The organism is Microbispora sp. H10885 (assembly GCF_014161415.1).
In the GTDB taxonomy this organism is placed as follows: domain Bacteria; phylum Actinomycetota; class Actinomycetes; order Streptosporangiales; family Streptosporangiaceae; genus Microbispora; species Microbispora triticiradicis.
On the sequence record NZ_JABBWY010000004.1, the window covers coordinates 368,971 to 392,325 of the forward strand.

The window sequence follows — 23,355 nt, forward strand, 5'->3', positions numbered from 1 at the left end:
ATCAGTTGCCGAGCCACCCCCAATGCCAAACCATGAATTCTGCAGACACGCTCTCCACCCTGGGGTTGATGCTTACCCGCGCATCCGGCCAGCCTTCTCCAGAGCTGTGAATGGCAAGAACAGCGCCAACTGACTCGGTCGCCGAGTCCACGAACTCGATCACATGCTCGCCGCTGACGTCATCAATGTTGATGACCTGGATCCGGCGCCCCTGAAAAATTTCGTACCGCACGACAGTCTGTCCTCCATCCAGGAAGCCTGAGAAGTTTCCGTTGAAGTCGAACCGCGCTCCCAGCCCGCTGGGAAGGCGGACGTCCAGCGTATCCTGCCAGGTTCCACCAATGCGCTCATAGCCTAGGTGCGCGACCGAATTGGGATCCGTCAGGACACCATCAAACATATTCTGTCCAGCCTCATTCCAGCCCGCCGGATTCTCGGCTCCAGGCGGCCTCGGCCAGTTCACCCCGGTACCAGGCCGATCGGCATGCTTCTGTAGAGCACGCCCAGCGAATGAGAGACCTCCCTCATCCGCCGCAGCCCCGGATTGAGACGCCTTTTCCAGGTTGATGAGACCGTCTGGTCCGATCCCGCAGTTGTGAACCAGAACAGGCACACCTGCCTGCACGTAGTAGGTGTGGAGGTCGGCGATGGTGAGGTTGTGGGCGTGCTGGTGGTGGGCGGTCCAATTCTTGATCGCGGTGATCTGGACGAGGGTGCCGGCGCTGGTGCGCAGCCACGTGCCGGGCTTGAGGTTCTTGGCGTCGACCCAGGTGTGGCGGCCCGGGGCCCAGAAGGGGTGGCCGTCGGTGGCCGTGACCGTGCCGGTCTTCGTGCCGTCGGCGATGGCGATGCGCACGAGGTGTTTGTCGCCGTAGCCGTGGATCAGGGCGGTCACCGGGCGCGAGCCGGTCTCGCCGGTCACCGGGTCGGTGCTCCGTCAGTGGCCCGATGGTTTTACTCCCATACATGCGACGACTTCCGTGTGCTCTGGGTTGAAAAAAAGCTGGAAGTAGTACCCACTCCGAGGTGTGTCATCTACGTAACCCAATGTGAGCTGGGTGCCGCCGTATGCGCGAAGTTGATCGAGGGCTTCACTAAATCCGATCGACGGTTGGCCGGAGCGGAGTACTGCCCGCTCCCTTCTCGCGTAGATGGAAATCAGGTCCCGGGTTGCCACGGATCCAGGCCAGAGCGCGTAGTCCGCACCGGCACCGAGTGCTGTCCCCGCCAGTAGACGCACTTCGTCTGCTCCTTCGAGGAGTTGTATGAGACTTCTTCTGTCCACGATCCTCTCCAAGGAACCCTCCTGAAGTGGAGGCGCGTGCGGCTGGGAGGCGGCTTCTCATCCGCCTGGCCTGAACCACGCCCCTCTGTCAATGCTGATCTCCGCGCCTTCGATTATCCCAAGTAGTGCGTGTTCAGACTCCTCGTACCGCTCATACGGGGTGCCGTGAATCTGAATGTCTCTGTCGGCCGGTACCTTCGCGTGCGGAATTCGCAGCACAACTCCGCCCGGGCCTAGCTCCTCGGCCGCGTCGAGAGCGACGTCTTCGTAATCGTGTGTCCACGACGTGAAAACGCTCTTGGTGTCGCCGCCCGCGTGAAGCCCCGGACTAGAGTGACCACCGCGTGGGACGGCTCGACCTGCAAGCGCGTCGCTGTACTTGTAATGCTTATTAGGCACCCCACGATAAAGGAAACCGTCCCCCTCTCCACAGTTGTGAACCAGAACAGGCGTGGAGCCTGCGAGTACGTAGTAGGTGTGGAGGTCGGCAATGGTGAGGTTGTGGGCGTGCTGGTGGTGGGCGGTCCACTTCTTGATCGCGGTGATCTGGACGAGGGTGCCGGCGCTGGTGCGCAGCCACATGCCGGGCTTGAGGTTTCTGGCGTCGACCCAGGCGCGGCGGCCCGGGGCCCAGAAGGGGTGGCCGTCGGTGGCCGTGACCGTGCCGGTCTTCGTGCCGTCGGCGATGGCGATGCGCACGAGGTGTTTGTCGCCGTAGCCGTGGATCAGGGCGGTCACCGGGCGCGAGCCGGTCTCGCCGGTCTCCGGGTCGGTGCTCTTCACCCGGTCGCCGACCTGGACGTCCTCGATCGGCTTGGTGGATCCGTCCGCAAGCAGCACCGCCGTGCCCGGCACGAAGCTGTTGCACGCCGCGGGCGCCGAGCGGCCCTCGGCCGCGGCGGTGACCCGGCCGGCCCTCCCGCCCACGGCGGCGCGGATCGAGGGCGCCGCCGCCTTGACGGCGGCGCCGATCGCCCTGCCGATGCCGGCTCCGGCGAGGCCTTCCAGTGATCCGATGGCGGCGGATCTCAGGGCGTCGCCGACGCTGTGGATGTTGTCCTGCATCGCGTCGGAGACCAGATGGGCGGCGGCTCCGGCGAGCATGGCGCAGCCGACGGTGCCGGCTCCCGCCGTGACCGCCTCGCAGGCCAGGCCGACGCCGACGGCGACGATGGTGGAGACGATGACGGTCTTGTGTTCGGCGACCCACTGCCCGGCCGTGCTGACGGCCTTGCGGATGTGGCAGCCGAAGTTCCATGTGCCGCAGGTGGGCTTGGGCGCGTGGTAGACCGGGGTCGCCGAGTAGTGGCCGACGGGCCGGTAGCTGGGGTGCGAGCGTATCGGGCGGTGGGCCTTGGCCGCCGCGACGTCCTGCTGCCAGCCCCGGTAGCCGCCGTTGCGGCCGTTGGCGTAGTCCTCCGGGATGAGGCCGTCGGGGTCGCTGGAGGTGACCGGCGAGTTGTTCGCGTACGCGTAGCCGTTCATCTGCTGCGGGTCGGCGACGTCGATCAGCGGGTCGACCGACAGGAACCGCCCGGCCGCCGCGTCGTACTCGCGGGCGCCGAGGTGGGTGAGCCCGGTGGAGGCGTCGATCGTCCCTCCGACGAAGCCCTTCTCGCCGGGCCAGGCGGTGGGGACGGTCCCCCGGGCCTGCCCGAACGGGTCGAAGCGGCGCAGCGTGACCGTCTGCGTCGACGCGTCGACCGCGGCGGTGGCGGTGCCCTGCGGGTCGGGGGCCAGCCAGGACAGGCCGGCCTTGGTCCGCACCGCGACCTGCGCCCCGCCGTGGCTGTAGTAGCGGGTGTAGGAGGTGGCCTGGGAGGCGGCGTCCAGGCGGACCTCCTGCCCGGGCAGATAGAGAGTGGTGCCGGTGGGGTCGCGGCGGATCAGCCGGTTGCCATCGGCGTCGTACAGATAGGAGGTGGTTCTGCCCGCCTCGGTCACCTTGGCGAGGTGGCCTTCGGTGTCCCATTCGAGGGTCTGCTGCACGGCCCCGGCGGTGCGGCCGGTGGTGTTGCCGGCCGCGTCGTAGCCGTAACCGTCGCTCTGCCCGTCGTTCGGGCCGCCGGCCGTCGCGACCGTGCGCAGCGTGTGCGGCTGCGGCTGCCCGGCGGCGGGGAAGGTGGAGGTGCGGGTGACGTCCCCGCTCCCGCTGTGCCGCACCTCCCGCGTACGGTTGCCGGTCGCGTCGTAGCCGAACGACGACCAGTACGGCGCGGGCCCGCCCAGGACGGACATGGACGGGGCGGCGGCGCAGTCCTCGGCGCCCTGTGCCCAGGCCTCGGTCAGCCGCCGCAGGTGGTCGTAGGTGAAGCACTGGACGTCGGGGGTCTGCCCGGACGGCTTGTCGGCGATCGAGGTGATGTTGCCGGCCGCGTCGTAGCCGTAGTTGAGGTCGCTGATCCCGACGGGGGCGGTCTCGCGCTGGGTGAGGACGCGGTTGAGGCGGTTGGTGCCCTCGTCGAAGTAGAAGTACCGCATCACCCGCTTGCCGGTGCTGCTCGTACGCAGCGTCTGCCACAGCGGCTGGGACAGCTTGGAATACTTGGTGTCGGTGACGTAGCTGGTCAGGCCGCTCGTGGTGACCGGGTTGCCGAGCTCGTCGTAGCCGTACAGCATGACCTCGCGCAGCATGCCGCCGGCCGCGGGGATCGCCGACCCCGACAGGGTGCCGTCGACGTTGTACGACGCGCCGTACTGGTAGCTGCCGGCCAGCTTGCCCTCCGCGGCCGGGACGACCACGGTGGTGGAGGTGGCGCGGTAGGCGTCGTCGTAGCTGTCGACCTTGGTCGTGTACGCCTGGCCGCCCGCGTAGCGGGTCGAGGCCACCGGCAGCCCCTTGACCGAGGTCCCGCTCGCCAGCGTGTCGTACGTCCAGTCGGCGAGCTTCGTGCCGGTGGGCGACCCGTCGTACCTGCCGGTCGGGCGGCCCAGCACGTCGTAGGTGTAGGCGAGGGTCCGGCCCCGCGCGTCGGTGCTGGAGGCGAGCTGGTCGAGGTCGTCGTACGTAAAGGTGGTGCGGCCCTTGTCGGGGTCGTCGGCGCGGACCCGCCGGCCGCGCGGGTCGTAGCCGTACGACCACTGGTTGCCCGCGGGGTCGGTCACCTTCGCGAGCTGCCCGCCCGGGGTGTAGGCGTAGCGGGTGGCGTCGTAGGCCCCGGTGGGGGTGGCGCCCTTGTACTGCCGCAGTTCGGTCGTCCGGCCGCGCGCGTCGGTGTAGGTGGTGGTCGCCGTGCCCCCGGCGGGCGGGGTGAGGTCGACGTGGTCGCCGCCGTACGCGGTGGTGGTCCGCCACTTCTCCACGTTGTGGACCAGGAAGATGGAAGCGGTCGGCCGTCCCGCGCCGTCGTACTGCGTCCGCGTCTGGCCGGGGATGTCGGCGTCGTTGCCCACCTCCCACAAGGTGGTGGCGGGGGCCTGGTCGTTGAAGTAGGGCTGGTTGGCCTTCACCGCCTGGCCGCGGCTGTCGTAGTAGGTGTCGGTGATCAACCGGCCGCCGCCGGGGGCGGAGGCCTGCGTCTGCCGCGCCCGCAGCAGCCCGTCGAACAGGGTGTGGCCGGTGGTGTAGGTGCCGTCGTTGCGGATCGTCTCGGTGGTCACCGCGACCGGCTTGTCGGTGCGGACCAGATAGGAGTACTTCGCACTGGGCGAGGTGGAGTTGCTCGCCTTCGGCCGGGTCGGCAGCCACACCTGGCTCGTCCGGCCGAGCGCGTCGTACGTCACGTCGGTCCGCTTGCCGTTCGGGTCCACGACTCCGGTAGTGGCGCCCCACTCGGGGCGGATCTCCGTCGTGGTCACGTGACCGGCCGGGTTGGTCACGGTCGTCTTGGTGACCAGGCCCCCGGAGGCCGGGGTGTAGGCGGTGGTCGTCCTGTGCTGGGCCGCGTCGGCGACCTCGACCACCCGCCCGTACGCGTCGTACTTCGTGGTGGCGACGGTGACGTACGAGGGTGAGCCGTCGTAGCCGGCGAGCTTCTCGGTGGTGGTGACGTCGCCCTTCGTCGGTGCCGCGCCGAAGGCGAGATCGTCGTAGGACATGCGGGCGTCCGACAGCAGGTCCTTCGACCGGTCCGGCGTGACGGAGCAGGCCACCGAGACCGTCTCCACCCGGGCGAGCGTGTCGATGATCCACTTGCTGTCGTTGCGGGCGTACGTGTTGCGCACGCACTGGTCGTCGTCCGCGGTGGAGGTGTCGCCGAGATCGTTCACCTGGGTAGCGAGCGCGTCGCTGTTGAAGGCGGTGGCGGTCTCGGTGCGGCGCCACCCGCCCGCGGTCAGCGCGGTGCGGGTCCGGGTCCTGGCCGTGTCGACCATGTAGGCGCGGCTGGTGCCCCAGGAGCGGACCCGGGTGGCGGTCGGGCCGCGCGTCCACGGGTCGGAGATGGTCCCCTCCAGGACCGTGCCGCCCGCGCGGGTGTAGGTGGTCGCCTCGCGGACGACGCCCTGCAGCCAGTCGTCGTCGGTGCTGGCCGTGCCCTCGGAGTCGGTCACGCTCGCCGAGCGGGTGCCCGAGGAGGTCTTGTCGCCGTCCATGCCGCGGAAGTAGAGGTATTCGGTGAGCGACCGCTCCCCGTCCGGGTCGCCCTCGTAGACGCGGACCTTCTGGTACCCGCGCCACTGCGACCAGGTCTTGTACTTCTCCTTGGTCAGCCCGTCGTCGTCGTCGTAGTGCCAGGCCGCCGGGCCGACGTACTCGTAGCCCGTGGTGGTGAAGGGCGCGCCGCCGGTGCGGTCGATCTCGCTGACCTCGGTGACGACGTACTTGTGGAACCAGTCCTTGATGGGGTCGCTCGCGCCCTCGGGCGTCCAGTACTGCGGGAAGCACCGCTTGGTGTTGGCGTCCGGAGCCGGGGTCTGACCGGCCTCGCACTCCTCGCCCGAGTAGGTGACGGAGATTTGACCGCCGGTCTCGTTGGAGACGACGGTGATCCGCCGCTTGGTGAACGGCGGCAGGCCCTCGGTGCCGTCGACCCGGTTGTGCATCTGCGCGCCGCCGAACGTGACCGCGGGCAGGGCGGCGCTGCCGCCGGCCTTCCCGGTCTGCTGGACGGAGTCCAGCCACAGCGCGGGGTCGGTGCCGTCGCCCGCGCCCGGGAACAGGTGGGTCAGGGTCCAGGTGTCGACGTCGGCGTACGCGCTGCCGGACCAGATCTGCGTGGTGATCGAGGTGAGCCGCTTGCGCGACCAGAACGTCGGCGTGACCTTGCCGGTGCACGACTGCCCGGAGTCGCAGTTCTGGTCCATGGGCACGTCCGGCCAGTGTGCGGCGTTCGCGGTGGTGAACTTCGACGCGGCGCAGTCGAACGACGAGTCGGGCAGGCACCGCTCGGCCACCCCGAAGGTCACCCGGGCCGGCGCGGAGGCGGAGAACAGGCTGTCGGACCGCTGCGCGTAGTCGATCCGGCTCGGATAGCCGCCGCGGTCGTAGGAGGTGGCGGTGGCCAGGTTGCGGGCGTAGTAGTTGGTCTCCTTGGCGTACCAGTAGGTGGCGGCGTTGCCGTTCGGATCGACGACGTAGTCGAGGTTCCACCGCCACGCCTGCCTGCACCAGGACGCGGCGTACGTCGAGCCGTGGCAGGGCTCGCCGGAGTCGTCGCCGAACACCGGGACCGTCCAGGTGGAGTCGGTCTCGGGCTTGCCGGACGCCCAGCCGGGCAGCCGGGCGAGCCCGAAGAAGTACTGCGTGCCGTCGGTGGTGGTGATCTTCCAGTGCTCGCCGTCGTCGTCGCCGTTGGTGGCGCCGGTGAGCTTCTCCACCTTGGCGGCGTCGTCGTTCTTCATCCGCCACACGCCGGTCGCGTCGTCGCGGATCAGCTCGCTCGCCTTGCCGCCCAGGGTGACGGTCGCGTTGTCGTACGCCCAGCACTGGTCGCCGGTCTTCGGCGTCACCCCGTCGTCGGCGCAGGACTTGTAGCGGCGCTCGACGAACCCGCCGGAGGTGAGGTCCCAGCCCTCGCCGATCCAGGAGGTCTGGTTGTTGGTGGAGGCGGTGCGCCCGTCCACGCTCCCGGAGGAGTACGACAGCGCGAGCTGCGGCATCGGCCCGCCCAGCCCCGGGGGCGTGCGCAGCGGGTACGACCAGGAGAACTCGCCCGTCGAGCCGCCGCCCGACCAGGTCGCCGACGGCGACAGGGAGCTCGCGGTGAAGTCGCCCGACCCGCCCGAGGGGGCCGCCGTCAGCGCGTACACCGAGCCGCCCGTCGCCGCGCCCGCCGCGGCCGTCTCCGCTCCCGCCGCCGACGACGATCGCGCGGCGTCGTCACCGGCTGCGGGCGCGGCCTGGACGACGGCGGTGACCTTCCCGCCGTGGTTCTCGCTCGGGACGGGAGTCGCGGCCCGGCACGCGGGGGCGCCAGGGGTGGTCAGCGCGCAGGCGGGCAGCTGGACCAGCCGCAGCCGCGAGGCCCAGTCACCGCCGTAGGCGTCCGCGAAGCTCGAATAGTCCACCTCGAGGTCGGCCCGTCCGGCCGCCTGCTCGTCGGTGAGGGCGACCCGCACGACGACGCCGTCCACGCCGAGTCCGGCCGTCGCCTTGCGGTCGAGCACCTGCACGGCGACGGTGCCGGTCCCTGCGCCGGTCCCTGCGCCGCCGGCCTGATCGGCGGGCACGCCGACGGAGACGGGAAGATCGCCCGCGCGGGCCCTGCCGGTGCCGGAAGGGCGGACGGTGGCGGTGCCGGGCTCCGGCCAGGCGGCCGCACGTGCCCGCCACGCCGTGCCCGCCTCGGGGTCCTTCCCGGCGGGCCGCGCGCTCCCCGTACGGCCGGAGACCGAGGAGACGTCGCCGGGCCGGTGCGGGCCCTCCGGCGCCGCCTCCGCCGCGCGCGGCACCTGGAACAGGCCGAGCAGTACGGCCGCCGCCACCGGCGCCGCGAGACGGGTGGTCCACCTGCGGGACAGGGGGACCACGGGTTTGCCGATCACTTCAGAGCCTCCGTGAGGACGGGCGGAGCCGGGAGAACGAGGGGAAGGAGCGCGGTCGTCACCGGCCGCGCCGGTCGGGGGAGTGGTCACGCGAGCCCCAGTGCGAGGCCGAGGATCTCCTCGTCGGTCAGGACGCCGGTGTAGACGTGGACGTCGTCCAGGTCGCCCGGCCAGTAGCCGGTGGCCGCGCCCGCCGATCGGGCCCGGCCCATCTGCAACGCACCGGTGGAGTTCCAGGGCGAGCCGAAGGCGGTGACGGCGACCTTCTGGCCGTTGACGTAGAGCCGCTGCTCCTGACGCGGGTAGTCGTAGACGCCTGTCAGCAGCGTCCACTGCTCCGGGTCGACGGGGGCCAGCGCGGGGTCCGCCGAGGCGCTGAACAGGCTCGCCGTGTCGGTGTCGGCCCCCGGTACGTCGAACGACCACTTACCGGTGGCGCCGAAGACGCGGTAGCCGAGCGTGAAGGCGCTGCGGCGGGTGCCGTCCTGGCTCACGGCCGTCGCCGTCTGCCCCGCGCTGTCGAGCCGGACCCAGGCCACCGCGGTGAAGCTGCCGTCGGTCCGGGTGACGTACGCCGGTGTCGCGGCGTACTGGCCGGAACCCGGCAGCGCCAGGGCGTTGAGGTCGTGCCCGTCGGTGGTCCACCCGGCCCCGCCGGACAGGGTCGCGGCGCGCCCGGTGTGGCTGGTGGAGGTGGCGGCGGACGTGCCGGTTCCCTCGTCGAACCGCCACCGGCCCTGGTGCTGCGGCGGCCGGTTGACGAGGTCGGCCACCTCGGACGGGTAGACGATGCGGTCCCACACCCGGACCTCGTCGACGACTCCGCCGAAGTAGTTGCCGAGCACCCCGTCGATCTTCATGCGGCCGATCTCGAAGGCGCCGGTCGCGTTCCACGGCGTGGTGAAAGCCGGTTGGGACGACTGCAGCCGTCCGTTGACGTACAGGCGCAGCTGGGCCGCGGCCGGGTCGTACACGCCGACAAGGTGCTCCCAGGCGTTGAGCCGGGCGGGCGCGTCCGAGACCGCCTTGACCGGCGAGACGCCGTCCGCGTCGGAGGGGCGGCGGCCGAAGTTCCACTTCTTGTCGCCGTGGTTGTAGTAGAGCTGGAAGCCGGCGGCGCGGTTCCCCTCCTGGGCCGCGACCGTGTTGACGTGGGTGTCGTTGGTGACCTGCGCCCAGGCGGAGACGGTGAAGGCCTTGCCGGTGTCCAGCACGGGGCCGCTCGTCCCGAGACGGCTGCCGGTGCCGTTCAGGTAGGCGGCCTTGACCGAACGGCCGCCGCCGAAGGACACGTCGGTCGCCGTCAACGTCCTGCCGCCGACCGCGTCGGCGGCGGTGGCCGACGCGGCGGCCTCGTCCATCGTCCAGTGCGAGACCGGCCCGGCCGCCGTGAAGGAGACGTAGAACTGGTAGGCGGCGTACGGCCCGAGGTTGCCCGCCTGGTCGACCGGCCACACGTACACCGTGTTCAGCCAGTCGTGGGACGGGGCGATCTGCACGGTGGCGGCCCCGGACGACGCCTGCACCCGGCGGCGCGCCGTGATGTCGTCCACGGCGTAGTCGAAGGCGACCACATCTGGGTCGGCCGCGTTCCGCGTGAACGTGAAGGAGCCCGGGCGGCCGATTCCGTCGTGCCACAGGCTCGGATCGGCCGGCTCGTCCCCCGGATAGCGCGCCGAGGAGACACCGGGCAGTCCCGCGGGGACGGCGGTGTCGACCCGGAACTCGCACCAGGCGCTCCACGGCCCGCCGTCGGTCCCGTCGTACGCCCGGACGCGCCAGGAGTAGACGCCGCCCTCGGCCAGGCCGGACAGCGTCACCTTGTGCTCGACCGGGTCGACGGACGCCTTGTAGCCGGTGGTCTTGGTGTACAGGTCGCCCCAGGTGCCGGCCGAGGGGTTGTGGACGTTGACGTCGAACTCGGCCCGGACCCCGTCACCCGCCTTGTCCGGGTCGTAGATCTTCGCCTTCAGCGCCGGGGTCAGGGAGTTGACCGCGGGCCGCCCGGAGCCCGTCGCGCAGGGCGTGGCCGGGGCGGTGCCCATCGCGGCGGGCCGGCTGGGCACGCTGTTGTAGGTGACGACGAGCTTGGCGGTGTCCTGGTCGAATCCCTTCCAGCCGTAGTTGTCGGTCTCGTCTCCCGCGATCAGGCCGAGAGTGGTGTCGTCGAGCCCGCGCCCGGCCGTGCTGACCACCGCGTCCGTCGCGTCGAACTCGATCCCGCCGCTGTCGCACCCGCCGGGGGAGTAGCCCTTCGCGACGTTCAGCTCGTCCAGCTTCCGGTGCAGCGCCGGCTGCTTGGCCCAGGTGGTCGACTGGGAGATCGGCCCGGTGAACCACAACTGGACGGGCCGCGCGCTGCACGACCAGGACCAGGTCTCGGTGATCCGGAACGTCGCCTTGAGGATGTGCTTGTACGCCACGTGGTCGGTTCGCATCCGGTAGAACGAACGACGCTTCACCGAGCCGTTGTACGAGCCCGCCTCGGACCGGTGACTGGGATTCCAGCCGGTGTAGGAGCCGTCGGACGACACCATCGCCCAGCCGAGCCTCGACCCTGTCCACTCCGGATCGATGAAGACGGGAAACGTGGTCCCCGAGTCGGTCAGCATGGCCCGGTCCGGAGCGATCGAGATCGCCGACGAGGTCACCTCGGTGGGCATCGTCGCGCGCCTGCTCCCGCTTTCCGGGGCATCGGCGGACGACGCCCGCCGCCCCGCGGTGGCACCCGCGGCGGACGAGTCCCACATCTGCGGCGTGGGGGAGTGGAACACCACCGCCCCGCCCTCGGCGACCGCCTGGGCCGCCCCCTCCGCGCCCTCGCTGACCGCCACCCCCTTGGTTCCCAGGCCGAAGGTGATCGTGGCGAGCGCCGGGTTGGCCGCCGCCTGCGCGTCCTTCACGACGAGCACCTCGGAGAAGCCGGTGACCGAGGCCGTCACCCGCAGGTCGACCCCCGGCAGCACCTCCGGATATGTGGCCGACGCCCCCTCGATCTCCGGCGCCGGCAGCCTGCCCGGCCAGCTCATCGACAGCTCACGGCCCTGGTCGGAGATGGTCGCGAACGGACCGTCCCCGCCGCCCGACAGGGACAGGCCCACCGCCGTCGCCACCGGGGCGATCGTCCCGTCGGGCTCGGCCCGCAGCGTCGTGTCCACGGCGGCCCACCCGGCGCCCCGGCGGACCCGGACCGGCAACGGGCTCTGTTCGAGCGTGAACGTCCCGTCGCTGTTGGCGTACACGGTCCGGTTCTCCGTCCGCCGGTCGAGCACCTCTACCGGCTGCCCGGAGGTCCGGGCGGCGCGCAGCGCGGCGGCTTCATCCTGCTGCGCCGCCGGAACCGGCTCGGCGTACGCACGGCTCCCGGGCGTCAGCGGTGACAACGCGGCGGCGATCAGGACGAACGCGGGCATGGCACGGTGCAGCCTCAAGCGGTGCAGCCTCAAGCAGGACTCCAGGAAAAAGGAGGATGGCCCCGAATGGGGGTGAAAGAGGATTGGCGCGCCGATAGGGAGCTCCTGGCCGCGCCGACACATGTAATGCGCCGGTTAAGTGGTATGTCAAAACGTGTGGTGCCGATTGCTACTCGGGGGCGGATGTGCCGAAGTTCCGTCGCTTCGCCGTTTCCTGGCTCGACCAGCAGTGATGCGCTGCTGTGTGCGCGAGTGGCGGGGAATCGGAAACCGGCGGCAGGTTAGGGGTGTATGTCCGATCGGATATGCCGCCACGCCGCCGTGAGCGGGAGAGAAATGCGTGCCGGAACTCCGGGCTCCCGGCATGGGGCCGGCGATACGGTCGGCGAAAAGGGAATTATGGCGGGCTCATTTTCGGGCGTCCGTTTGTGGCCCTATGTGCCGTCCGGTTTGAGAGTTCGCGCTTGGAGATACCGCGCCTGCCAGGAAATATCCGGACAGCGGTGTGCGGCGGGACACCATACGGAGGTTCTGTCTAGGCTACTCTCGCGGCTGTGAGGGACAGTTCTGTGCGGTCGCCGGACGGTCTTGAGGCGATCCTTCTCGTGGGCGGCCAGGGCACGCGTCTCCGGCCGCTGACGCTCAGCACGCCGAAGCCGCTGCTGCCGACGGCCGGGGTGCCCTTCCTCGCCCACCAGCTGGCCAAGGCGCGGGCGTACGGGGTGCGCCGGGTGGTCTTCGCGACGTCCTACCGGGCCTCGATGTTCGCCGAGGCGTTCGGCGACGGGGCGGGGCTCGGCCTGGAGATCGTGTACGTGACCGAGGACACCCCGCTCGGGACCGGCGGCGCGATCCGCAACGCCGCGCGGGCCCTGACCTGCCCGCCCGAGGCGCCGGTGCTCGTGCTGAACGGCGACATCCTGTCGGGCCACGACATCGCCGCGCAGGTCGGCCTGCACGTCTCACGCGGGGCCGCGGTGACCCTCCATCTCACGGAGGTGGACGACCCGTCGAGGTTCGGCTGCGTGCCGACCGACGACGACGGCCGGGTCACCGCATTCCTGGAGAAGACGCCCAACCCCGTGACGAACCGGATCAACGCCGGCTGCTACGTGTTCCAGCGCTCGGTCATCGACACGATCCCCGAGGGCCAGGTGGTCTCGGTGGAACGGGAGACCTTCCCCGGCCTGATCGCGGCCGGTGAGCTGGTGCTCGGCTTCGCCGACGCGTCGTACTGGCTCGACGTGGGCACGCCCGCGGCGTTCGTGCGGGGCTCGGCCGATCTGGTGCTGGGCAAGCTCGGCTCGCCCGCCCTGCCCGGCCCGGTCGGGGAGCGGCTCCTGCTCGACGGGGCCGTCGTGTCGCCCGAGGCCAAGGTCACCGGCGGCACGGTCGTCGGCCCCCGGGCCACCGTCGAGGCGGGCGCCAGCGTGCGCGGCAGCGTGCTCTCCGAGGGCTGTCACGTCGCGTCCGGCGCGACCGTGGTGGACTCGGTCGTCGGCGTGGGCGCCCGCGTCGCCTCCGGCACCGTGCTGCGCGAGGTCGTGATCGGCGACGGCGCGCTCATCGGCCCCGGCAACGAACTCACGGCCGGCATGCGCGTCTGGCCCGGGGTCACGCTGCCCGAGTGCGCCGTCCGCTTCTCCAGCGACGTGTGACATGACCGGTCCCGCTCCCACCCGCTCTCGGGGGGAGCGGCAGACTGGGCGGGTGGAGGCGAGCCGAATGCCCAGATCGTCCGCGCCCGGCGACGTGTCCGTCACGACGGGCGCCGCTCCGTCCTGCGCGGTCTCCACCGGCACCGCTCCTTCCGGCACCGTCACTTCGGGCGCGGCCACTTCCGGCTCCGTTCCTCCGGGCGTCGTTCCTTCCGGCGTGGCTTCGTCGGGTGCGGCTTCCATGGGGGTGGTCCATGCCGGTCGCGGCCAGGCGGCGCAGACGCGCGAGCGGCGGTGGCGGCCGGAGGCGCCGGTCGACGTGGCGCTGACGCTGTCGCCGCACCGGCGCGGGGGAGGCGACCCCGCCTGGCGCCGTACGCCCGACGGCGCGTTCTGGCGCACCTCGCGAACCCCCGAAGGCCCCGGCACGCTGCGAGTGACGGGGAGCCGCGACGGCGAGATCCTCGGACAGGCGTGGGGCCCGGGGGCCGGGTGGCTCCTGGAGATGCTTCCCTCGATGCTGGGGGCCGACGACGACGTGGCCGGATTCGCCGCGTTGCTCGCGCGGCTCGCCCGCTCCGGCGATCCACGGCACGTCCGCGCCGCCGCGTTCGTCGCCGATCTGGCCGGCCGCGCCGGCGGGCTGCGGATCGGGCGCAGCCTGCGGGTCTTCGAGGCGCTCGCGCCCGCCGTCCTGGAGCAGAAGGTGGTCGGCAGGGAGGCGTGGCGGGCCTGGCGGTTCCTGCTGCGCCGGTACGGCGAGCCCGCTCCCGGCCCGGCCCCCGAGGGCATGTACGTCGTCCCGTCGCCGGAGGTGTGGCGTGTGGTCCCGTCCTGGGACTGGCACCGCGCCGGGGCGGAGGCCGTACGGGCCAGGACGATCGTCAACGCCGCACGCCACGCCGCGAAACTGGAGCGCACGACAGGAGTCCTGGGCGCGGTGGGCACACCGGACCCGGCACGGACACCTGACGCGACATCAGGCTCAGCGGGCACACCGGATGCGGCACAGGTCGCGACGGGCGGGCGGGCTTCGGCGGGCGTGGAAGGTCCGACGGGTGTGAAGAACTCGGCAGGTGTGACTGGCTCGGCGGGTGTGGAGAGCTCGGCGGGTGTGGAGGGCTCGGCGGAGGCGGACCGGCTGCTGCGGGCGCTGCCGGGGGTCGGCGTGTGGACCTCGGCCGAGGTGCGTCAGCGCGCCCACGGCGACCCGGACGCGCCGAGTGTGGGCGACTTCCACCTGCCCGGCATCGTCGGCTATGCCTTCACCGGCCGGAAGACCGACGACGACGGCATGCTCGAACTGCTGGAGCCGTTCCGCGGTCACCGCCACCGCGTGATCAAGTTGATCGAGCTCAGTGGGATCAGGCCCCCGGCCCGCGGCCCCCGCATGGCCGCACGCGACTACCGCTCCTTCTGAGCGCGCCGCCCGTCATCGGCCACCGGACCGGGACGACCCCAGGGTCTGGTTGATCCCGCAGTCGACCACGGTCGGCAGGCATCCGCCGTTCAGGGTGTTGAGGAAGACGCTGTCGCCCGCCACCTGCTGGAGGCCGTTGACGGCGGAGCCGCTGTTGCCGCTGGGGGCGTTCACGTTGCGCCTGCCCGTGGACACCTGCCGGACAGGGCTGCCCATCTGGGGCGAGTTGGCCGCGTTCACGCCGGTCGTGACCTGCCAGGCGCCGCCCGGCCCGCCACGACCACGCCCCACCTGCCGCGCCCGCGTGCCTTCCCGCGCCTGCCCCGTTCCTCGGGCCCGCAACGCCTTCGCCGCTTCTCGCGCCCGTCGCGCACGCGGGGCGTCCCCGGGGAGCCGGCCGTGGCCGCCGTGGCCCGTAGGGCGTCCGTGGCCTACGTGGTCGGCCACGGGTAGCGTCCGGGGCGCCGGTGCCGCGAAGGCCGGGGCCGCCGGCGGTCCCGGCGTACCGAGGACGAGCGTCACGACGACCAGCCGCCGGATCGCTGCTGATCGGAAGTACACCACCGGCTGATACCCCGCCTCCCGGCAAGATCGCGCCGGCCGTGACCCAAGAGTTGGTCCGGAGGCGGCCGCGCCGTCCGTACCCAGTGCTCATAGGCTGCGGACTATGACGGCGAAGCGACCCCCGGACCTCGACGGCACCCCTTCGACCTCGGCCTCCGCCGGTTCGGCCACCTCCGGCTCGAACGCCGGCTCGGCCTCCGGCAGCGGGACACGCCGGGCGCTCGCGCGGGCCCGGGACGGCAAGACGCTCGACCTCGCCGAGACGGCGGTCCTGCTCCGCGCTCGCGGCGCCGACCTGGACGCGCTGCTCGCGTACGCCTCGCGGGTCCGGGACGCGGGCCTGGAGGCCGCCGGGCGGCCCGGCGTCGTCACCTACAGCCGCAAGGTGTTCATCCCGTTGACGCGGCTGTGCCGGGACAGATGCGGCTACTGCACGTTCGCCACCGCCCCGCACCGGCTGCCGGCCGCCTTCCTGTCGCCGGACGAGGTGCTGGAGATCGCCCGCCAGGGCGCGGCGATGGGCTGCAAGGAGGCGCTGTTCACCCTCGGCGACCGCCCCGAGGACCGGTGGCACCAGGCGCGCGAGTGGCTCGACGCGCACGGGTACGACGACACCCTCTCGTACGTCCGGGCGATGGCGATCCGCGTGCTGGAGGAGACCGGGCTGCTGCCGCACCTGAACCCCGGCGTGCTGACCTGGCGGGACCTCCAGCGGCTCAAGCCGGTCGCGCCGTCGATGGGCATGATGCTGGAGACCACCTCCCGGCGGCTGTTCACCGAGAAGGGCGAGGCCCACTACGGCTCCCCTGACAAGGACCCCGCCGTACGGCTGCGCGTGCTGGAGGACGCCGGCCGCTCCAGCGTGCCGTTCACGACGGGTCTGCTGATCGGCATCGGCGAGACGATCGAGGAGCGGGCCGAGTCGATCTTCGCGATCCGCCGGGTGGCGCGGGAGTACGGCGGCGTCCAGGAGGTCATCGTCCAGAACTTCCGCGCCAAGCCCGACACGGCCATGCGCGGCATGCCCGACGCCGACCTGCACGAACTCGCCGCGACGATCGCGGTGACGCGGCTGGTGCTCGGGCCGAAGGTCCGCGTGCAGGCGCCGCCCAACCTGATCGGCGAGGAGTACGCCCTCATGCTGCGGGCGGGTGTGGACGACTGGGGCGGGGTCTCCCCGCTGACCCCCGACCACGTCAACCCCGAGCGGCCGTGGCCGCAGATCGACGATCTCGCCGCCCGGACCGCCGCCGCCGGGTTCACGCTGCGCGAGCGCCTGACGATCTACCCGGAGTACGTGCTCGCGGGGGAGCCCTGGCTCGATCCCCGGCTCGCCGGGCACGTCGCGGCGTTGGCCGACCCCGCCACCGGGCTCGCCCGGGAGGGCGCCGTGCCGCGCGGCCGTCCCTGGCAGGAGCCCGACGGCGGCCTCGGAGGTCTCGTCACCGGCGGACGGGCCGATCTGCACACCGCCGTCGACGCCGAGGGCCGCGCGAGCGACCGCCGCGACGACTTCGACAGCGTGTACGGCGACTGGGACGCGCTGCGCGAGCGCCTGCCCGGCGGCGCACACACGGCCCCCGCCGACGGCTCATCCAGCGGTCACCCGTACGGCAGGGAGGGCGGCAGGGTGGACGGCGGCGTGCGGGAGGCGCTGCGGAGGGCGGAGACGGACCCGGCGCGGCTGACCGACGAGCAGGCGGTGGCGCTGCTCGGTCTCGCCGGGGACCAGACGGGCGCGGGCGCCGACGACGCGGGCCTGGACGAGCTGTGCCGGATCGCGGACGGGCTGCGCCGTGAGGCGGTGGGCGACGACGTGACCTACGTCGTCAACCGGAACATCAACTTCACCAACGTCTGCTACACCGGCTGCCGGTTCTGCGCATTCGCCCAGCGGCGCACGGACGCCGACGCGTACACGCTGTCGCTGGGCGAGGTGGCCGACCGGGCGCGGGAGGCGTGGGACGCCGGGGCGACGGAGGTGTGCATGCAGGGCGGCATCCATCCCGACCTGCCGGGCACGGCCTACTTCGACATCGCCCGCGCCGTCAAGGAGCGCTGTCCCGAGATCCACGTGCACGCGTTCTCGCCGATGGAGGTCGTCAACGGCGCGAGCCGTACGAACCTGTCGGTGGAGGAGTGGCTGCACGCCGCGAGGGAGGCGGGGGTCGACTCGCTGCCCGGCACGGCGGCCGAGATCCTCGACGACGACGTCCGGTGGGTGCTGACCAAGGGCAAGCTGCCCACCAGGGAGTGGGTGGAGGTCATCACGACCGCCCACCGGGTCGGCATCCCGACGACCTCGACCATGATGTACGGCCACGTGGACACCCACGAGCACTGGGTGCGCCACATCCGGCTGATCCGGTCGATCCAGGAGGAGACGGGCGGGTTCAGCGAGTTCGTGCCGCTGCCGTTCGTCCACCACAGCGCCCCGATCTACCTGGCCGGGATCGCCCGGCCGGGGCCGACCGCGCGGGAGAACCGGGCCGTCCACGCGCTGGCGCGGATCATGCTGCACGGCGCGATCAGCAACATCCAGTGCTCCTGGGTGAAGCTGCGCGACGACCTGTGCCGGGACGTGCTCGCCGGCGGCGTGAACGACCTCGGCGGCACGCTCATGGAGGAGACGATCAGCAGGATGGCCGGCTCGGAGAACGGGTCCTACAAGACGATCAGCGAGATCGAGGCCATGGTCGCCCCGACCGGCCGCCCGCTCCGCCAGCGCACCACCGCGTACGGCCGGCCGAGCGAGGAGCGGACCGCGGCGGCCCGGCGCAGCGACGGGGTCTGCGGGTCGGTGCGAAGGCCGCTGCTCACGGTCACGCCCACGCCCGCGCGGACGGCACCCACGCCCACGCCCACGCCCGCCGCCGGGTCCGGCCCGGAGACGGTGGTCAGCGGGTGACGTAGAAGTCGGCCGCGTCGCGGGGCGGGCGGTCCTTGGGCGGCGCGGCGGGGTGTCCGACGGCCACGGCGCCCATGGGGTCCCAGTCGCCTGGCAGGCCGAGCACCTCGCGCACCACCTCACGGCAGAACATCGTGGACGACACCCAGGCCGAGCCCAGCCCCTCCACGGCGAGCTGGACCAGGAAGTTCTGCACGCCGGCGCCGGTGGCGACGACGAACATCTCCCGCTCGGCGGCGTTCCTGCGCTCGTCCCCGTAGGTGTGCGAGCCGTCCATGACCAGGCAGGGCACCGCCAGGTAGGGCGCGTTCCGCAGCACGTCGCCGCGCCGGATCCGGCGGGCGATCGACTCCTCGGAGAACCCGTCGGAGCGGAGATCGGCGATCCAGGCGTCCCGCATCGCGTCGAGCAGTTCCGTACGCGCCCGCGGGGTCTCCAGCAGCACGAACCGCCACGGGGTGGTGTGGTGCGGGGCGGGCGCGGCGATCGCGGCGGCCACGGCCCGGCGCACCGCCGCCGGGTCGACCTCCCGCCCGGAGAACTCGCGGATCGTGCGGCGGGCGAAGACGACGTCGGCCGAGCCGTACCGGAACATGTCCTCGTCCGCGGGCCGGACGAGCGCCCGCCCGCCCGGCCCGTCCTCGCCGGTCACCAGGCCGCCCAGCCCGCGGACGACCGCCACCGGGACGCCGGACAGCTTGCCCTTCGCGAGGTCGCCCGCCGCCGCGATCTCGTCGGCCAGCGCGACCACCGTGGCGTTGAGCGGGTTGCCGTAGGCGTCGGCGCCGCCGCGCAGGTCGTCCAGGGGCCGTACGCCGGACGCGCCGATGGCGACGTCGGTGAGGCCGTGCCGCCAGGGCCGGCCGAACGTGTCGGAGACGATCACCCCGACCCGTACGCCGAGCCGGTCGCGCAGCCCGCGGCGGATCCGGCTCGCCGAGGCGTCCGGGTCCTCGGGGAGCAGCAGCACGGTGCCGGGGGCGGTGTTGGAGGCGTCCACGCCGGCCGCGGCCATGACGAAGCCGTGCCGCGTCTGCGCGATCACCGTGTCGCCGCGCCGCGCGACCACGCGCTGCGTCTCCTCCTCGATCGCGGCCGTACGGCTGTCGCGCGGCGGCGCTCCGCGCCCCGCCGCCGTCGCGCCTGGTGTGTGCGGGTGCGCTCCGCCGCCGTTCCACGCCGCACCGGCGCCGCTTCGGCGGATCCGGCCCTCGGCCTTGCTCACGATCTTGGAGGTCACGACCAGGATGTCGCCGTCCTCCAGGGCGGGCGCGGCCTCGGCCACGAGCAGCGCGATGTCGTCGCCGGGCGCGACCTCGGGCATGCCGGTGACGCCGCTTACGGTGATATGGGTCATGAACTGCCTCGATGCGTCGTGGATCGGGTCACGGGAGGGACGTCACCGGAGGGATTCGGCCAGGGCGAGGGCCGCGGCGGCGATGTCCCGTGTCGCGCCGGGGTCGCTCATCAGGAGCGGACGCGCCTCCACCGCCACGCCGTCGAGCGCGACTCCCTTGTCCTCCTCGGCGACCAGCCAGCCGTCGAGCAGCGCCGATCCGTACAGTTCGAGCACGGCCTGGGCGCTCGTCTCGACGCCGATCGCCGTCAGGCAGGCGTCGGCCATGCCGCGCACCGGAGCGCCGCCGATGATGGGGGAGACGCCGACGACCGTCTTGTCCTCCAGCGCCGCCCGGATGCCCGGGACCTGCAGGATCGTGCCGATGCTGACGACCGGGTTGGACGGCGGGAGGATCACGAGGTCGGCGTCGCGGATCGCGTCGAGCACCCCGGGGGCCGGGCGGGCCTCGTCGGCGCCGACGAGCACGATCTGCTCGGCCGGCACGGACGCGCGCAGCCGCACCCACCACTCCTGGAAGTGGACGGCCCGCCGGCCCGCGTCGTCGGCGATCACCACATGGGTCTCGGTGCGGTCGTCCGACATCGGCAGCAGCCGTACGCCGGGCCGCCATCGGTCGCACAGGGCCTCGGTGACCTGAGAAAGGGGATAACCGGCGGCCAGCATCTGGGTGCGGATGATGTGGGTGGCGAAGTCGCGGTCGCCGAGGCCGAACCACTGCGGCTCCATGCCGTACGCGGCGAGTTCCTCCTTCACCGTGAACGTTTCGCCGGCCCGGCCCCAGCCCTGCTCCTCGTTGATGCCGCCGCCCAGGGTGTACATGACGGTGTCGAGATCGGGGCATACCCGCAGCCCGAAAAGGGTGATGTCGTCGCCGGTGTTGCCGATGACGGTGATCTCCGAACCGGGCGCCGCAGCCTTGAGACCTCGGAGGAAGCGGGCGCCGCCGATACCTCCGGCGAGGGACACGATGCGCATGCCGCCAGTCTTCCATCGGGCGGCGGGCGGGCCTCCCACCCCACCCCACATACTGCGATAACCAGCGAAATGTAGTGTGTGTCTGGCTTGTGAGGTTCTTGGGACTGCCGACACTTAAGTCCAGCATGTGCAAAACTTCCCCGAGGGCCATCTGGACCGTTGGGGGTAGCTGTGCTGAAGGTCGATACCGACCGGCTCAGAGAGCCGGCCGCGTGGACGATGCTCGCGGTGGTGATCACAAGCGTTCTCGTGGGTGTCGCGCGGTTACTCATCAGCTCCTCCTCGCTCGGCGGCACGTTCGGCGTACGCGCGGCCACGAGCCTGCACACCCTCGCCTCCCCCCCTGTCGACCGCGCTCGCGGCAGGCGCGGTGCTGCTCGTGGCCAAGGCGGGCGCCCCGACGCCCCGGGCCCGCCTGGTGGCGCTGGGCGCGGCCGGATCGCTGGGCCTCGGCGTCGTCTTCGGCGTGATCGGCGTGCTGGGCGTCCTCGTGGGCGACCTGCCGACCTTCCGCGACCGGTTCGAATACCTGATCACCGGCCTGCCGATGCTCGCTCTCGCCGTCTTCGGGGCGCTGTTCGCGATGAGCACGGCCGCCGCCCTCCAGTCCGCGCAGCGGCCCGCGGGCGACTTCTTCGGCCGGCGCGACGACGCCTATCCGCCCCGGCCGAACGTCCCGGCGCTGCCGCAGGGGTACGGCGACGCCCAGGGCCGCCCGTCGTCCTACGGACAGCCGCAGGGCCAGGCACAGGGCGCCCCGGTCGTCAACGGCGCGGTTCCCAACGGCGCGGTTCCCAACGGCGCGGTTCCCAACGGCGCGGCCCACAACGGCGCGGCCCACAACGGCGCGGCCCACAACGGCATGCCCGCCGACCGGCAGCAGGGCCCGGTTCAACACGGTTCCGGCGGGCCGGGTGAGCAGGGCCACGGTCCGCAGGCGTACGGCCAGCACGGTCCCGGTCAGCAGGGCCAGCACGGTCCCGGTCAGCAGGGCCAGCACGGTCCGGGCCAGCACGGGCAGGGTCAGCAGCCGGTCGCCCACAACGTCCACGGCGAGCCCGACCAGGGCCGGCAGAACGGCGCGCAGGACCCCCACCACTCCGGCCAGCCGCCCTTCGGCGAGCACGTCGCTCAGCACGCGGGTCAGCACGCCGGGATGTCCGCGCCGGGCGGCGGCCCCGTCCAGGCCCCGGCGTACGGCGATCCCCAGACGCAGCAGGCCCAGCACGCCCAGCAGGCACCGGCGGCGCAGCAGGGTCAGGTCCAGCAGGGTCAGGCCCAGGGCGGTCCCGCCCATCCCCAGCCCACGACGGCCGCGGAGCACCACTACGGCCAGGAGTCGTACGCTCCGCAGGACCGGCCGCACGCGTCCTACTCCCAGGAACGCGGCGGCCAGGGCGCCTTCGGCCAGGAGCGGCCGCAGGACGTCTACGGCCAGGAGCACCCGCGCGAGCCGTACGGCGCGGCTCCGGGGCAGGGCGACGCCTACGAGCCCCAGGCCGCTTACAACCCCGCCGCGACCGCCCCGCAGCCTCCGCTGTTCGGCCAGCCCGGCACACCGGCCGCTCCCCAGGGCCAGGCACAGGGTCAGGCGGCACAGTCCCAGGCGCAGGGCCAGCAGCCGTGGCAGGCCGAGCAGCAGGCCCGGTCGTCGATGCAGGACGTCCAGACCGGCGCGCACTACTCCGACTACGGCGCGCCGGGCCACCAGCAGGAGCAGCCCTCCACCGGCCAGTACGCGGGCCAGCCCGAGAGCGGGCGGTACGGCGGGCAGCCGGAGGCCGCCCCCTACGGCCGGCAGCCCGGCGGTGCCTCCTACGGCCGGCACAGCGACAACGGCGGCTACGGTCAGCAGGGCGACAACGGCGGCTACGGTCAGCAGGGCGACAACGGCGCCTACGGTCCGCAGCCGGGCGGCGCCTCCCACGGCCACCAGGGCGACGGCGGCTCCTACGGCCGTCAGGGCGACAACGCCGCCTATGGTCAGCAGGGCGACAACGGAGCCTACGGCAGTCAGCCGGAGGCCCTCCCCGCGCACCAGCGCACCGACTACTCCGCGCCGCCGCAGGGCCCGGTGTTCGACCAGTACGGCTACGCCGGTCAGCAGAGCGAGACCGGCGGCTACGGCCGCTTCCCCAACCCGCAGGAAGGCCCCGGCTTCCCCCCGGCCGGCGCCGAAGGCAGGCCGTACGAGCCGGAGCAGCCGTACGGCCACTCCGGCTACTCCGGCTCCGAGTTCGCCCCGCAGCCCGCCGAGCACGCGGCGGGCGGCCCGGCCTTCGACGCTCCCCCCGCGTACGAGAGCCCGGCCGACCCGAGGGAACAGCAGCTCGCGCAGGCCTACCAGCAGGCGCAGAGCTACCAGAAGATCGCCCTGCCGGACCACCCCACCGGTCCGCAGGACCTGCCCGAGTACTACGACAACCCGCTCGGCCACCCCCAGAGCTCCGAGCCCGCGCCGTTCCAGGCCCCGCCGCCGGGCGCCGCCGAGCAGACCCTGCGCTTCGACCCCTCCGGCTACCGCGGTGACCCGCTCACCGACCCGCTCCGGAGGGAGGAGCCCATTGACCCGACGGCGATTTACACCCCCGACAGGTCGCAGGCAAAGTATGAGGAAGGTTCCGCCCCCGATCAGGCAGGCCGCGGAACCGACCCCAACCTCCCTTGGTATGGTTCCGAACGCTGACAGGACCGAACAACGGGGCATACGAACCGGGGCAAGCAGGTCTTTCCCCGGGTATCGTTATGCCGCTTGACGCCACACGCGCCACGCGCGTGTAATTACAGACATGTTGTTACGCCTTCCCAACGGTGGGTATGGGGCAGGCGTTTTTATGGGGGGCCTCAT

Annotated in this window: 10 protein-coding genes; 4 read left to right on the forward strand and 6 right to left on the reverse strand. The window is 72.3% G+C overall.

Translation table 11 applies throughout. The annotated features are described in order from the left end of the window. Nucleotide 1: 1 nt before the first annotated feature. From HHX37_RS12930 to HHX37_RS12940, 3 genes are all read right to left on the reverse strand, one after another. Nucleotides 2–922, reverse strand: coding sequence for a polymorphic toxin-type HINT domain-containing protein (locus HHX37_RS12930; protein ID WP_182885529.1), 921 nt, complete (start codon nt 920–922; stop codon nt 2–4). Nucleotides 923–1,342: 420 nt separating this feature from the next. Next, complete coding sequence (locus HHX37_RS37705) at nt 1,343–8,209, reverse strand: polymorphic toxin-type HINT domain-containing protein (protein WP_182885530.1); 6,867 nt, start codon at nt 8,207–8,209, stop codon at nt 1,343–1,345. A gap of 86 nt (nt 8,210–8,295) precedes the next feature. Next, nucleotides 8,296–11,640 (reverse strand): LamG-like jellyroll fold domain-containing protein, encoded by a 3,345-nt coding sequence (locus tag HHX37_RS12940; protein ID WP_182885531.1) that lies wholly within the window; start codon nt 11,638–11,640, stop codon nt 8,296–8,298. A gap of 536 nt (nt 11,641–12,176) precedes the next feature. On the opposite strand from HHX37_RS12940, the gene HHX37_RS12945 reads away from it, so the two are divergent. Together HHX37_RS12945 and HHX37_RS36605 are read left to right on the forward strand one after the other, a co-directional pair. Beyond that, a complete protein-coding gene (locus HHX37_RS12945) occupies nt 12,177–13,280 on the forward strand; it encodes an NDP-sugar synthase (protein WP_310740351.1) in 1,104 nt (367 codons plus the stop codon). Between the two features lie 241 nt (nt 13,281–13,521). Next, nucleotides 13,522–14,700, forward strand: coding sequence for a DNA-3-methyladenine glycosylase family protein (locus tag HHX37_RS36605; RefSeq protein WP_259406400.1), 1,179 nt, complete (start codon nt 13,522–13,524; stop codon nt 14,698–14,700). Nucleotides 14,701–14,712: 12 nt separating this feature from the next. Here the strand turns inward: HHX37_RS36605 and HHX37_RS12960 are convergent, their stop codons facing one another. Beyond that, nucleotides 14,713–14,991 carry a hypothetical protein gene (locus tag HHX37_RS12960; RefSeq protein WP_111701746.1) on the reverse strand — a complete coding sequence of 93 codons (279 nt, stop codon included), beginning with the start codon at nt 14,989–14,991 and terminating at the stop codon, nt 14,713–14,715. Nucleotides 14,992–15,367: 376 nt separating this feature from the next. Here HHX37_RS12960 and HHX37_RS12965 point away from each other — a divergent pair, with 376 nt between their 5' ends. Next, nucleotides 15,368–18,172 carry a bifunctional FO biosynthesis protein CofGH gene (locus HHX37_RS12965; RefSeq protein WP_182885532.1) on the forward strand — a complete coding sequence of 935 codons (2,805 nt, stop codon included), beginning with the start codon at nt 15,368–15,370 and terminating at the stop codon, nt 18,170–18,172. Here the strand turns inward: HHX37_RS12965 and HHX37_RS12970 are convergent. Both HHX37_RS12970 and cofD read right to left on the reverse strand, forming a co-directional pair. After that, nucleotides 18,162–19,529, reverse strand: a complete 1,368-nt coding sequence (locus tag HHX37_RS12970; protein WP_182885533.1) for a coenzyme F420-0:L-glutamate ligase — start codon at nt 19,527–19,529, stop codon at nt 18,162–18,164. The genes HHX37_RS12965 and HHX37_RS12970 overlap by 11 nt on opposite strands. Nucleotides 19,530–19,571: 42 nt before the next feature. Further along, complete coding sequence (gene cofD / locus HHX37_RS12975) at nt 19,572–20,507, reverse strand: 2-phospho-L-lactate transferase (protein ID WP_182879777.1); 936 nt, start codon at nt 20,505–20,507, stop codon at nt 19,572–19,574. 370 nt (nt 20,508–20,877) lie between these two features. Here cofD and HHX37_RS12980 point away from each other — a divergent pair, with 370 nt between their 5' ends. Next, nucleotides 20,878–23,193 carry a hypothetical protein gene (locus HHX37_RS12980; protein WP_182885534.1) on the forward strand — a complete coding sequence of 772 codons (2,316 nt, stop codon included), beginning with the start codon at nt 20,878–20,880 and terminating at the stop codon, nt 23,191–23,193. Nucleotides 23,194–23,355 lie beyond the last annotated feature (162 nt).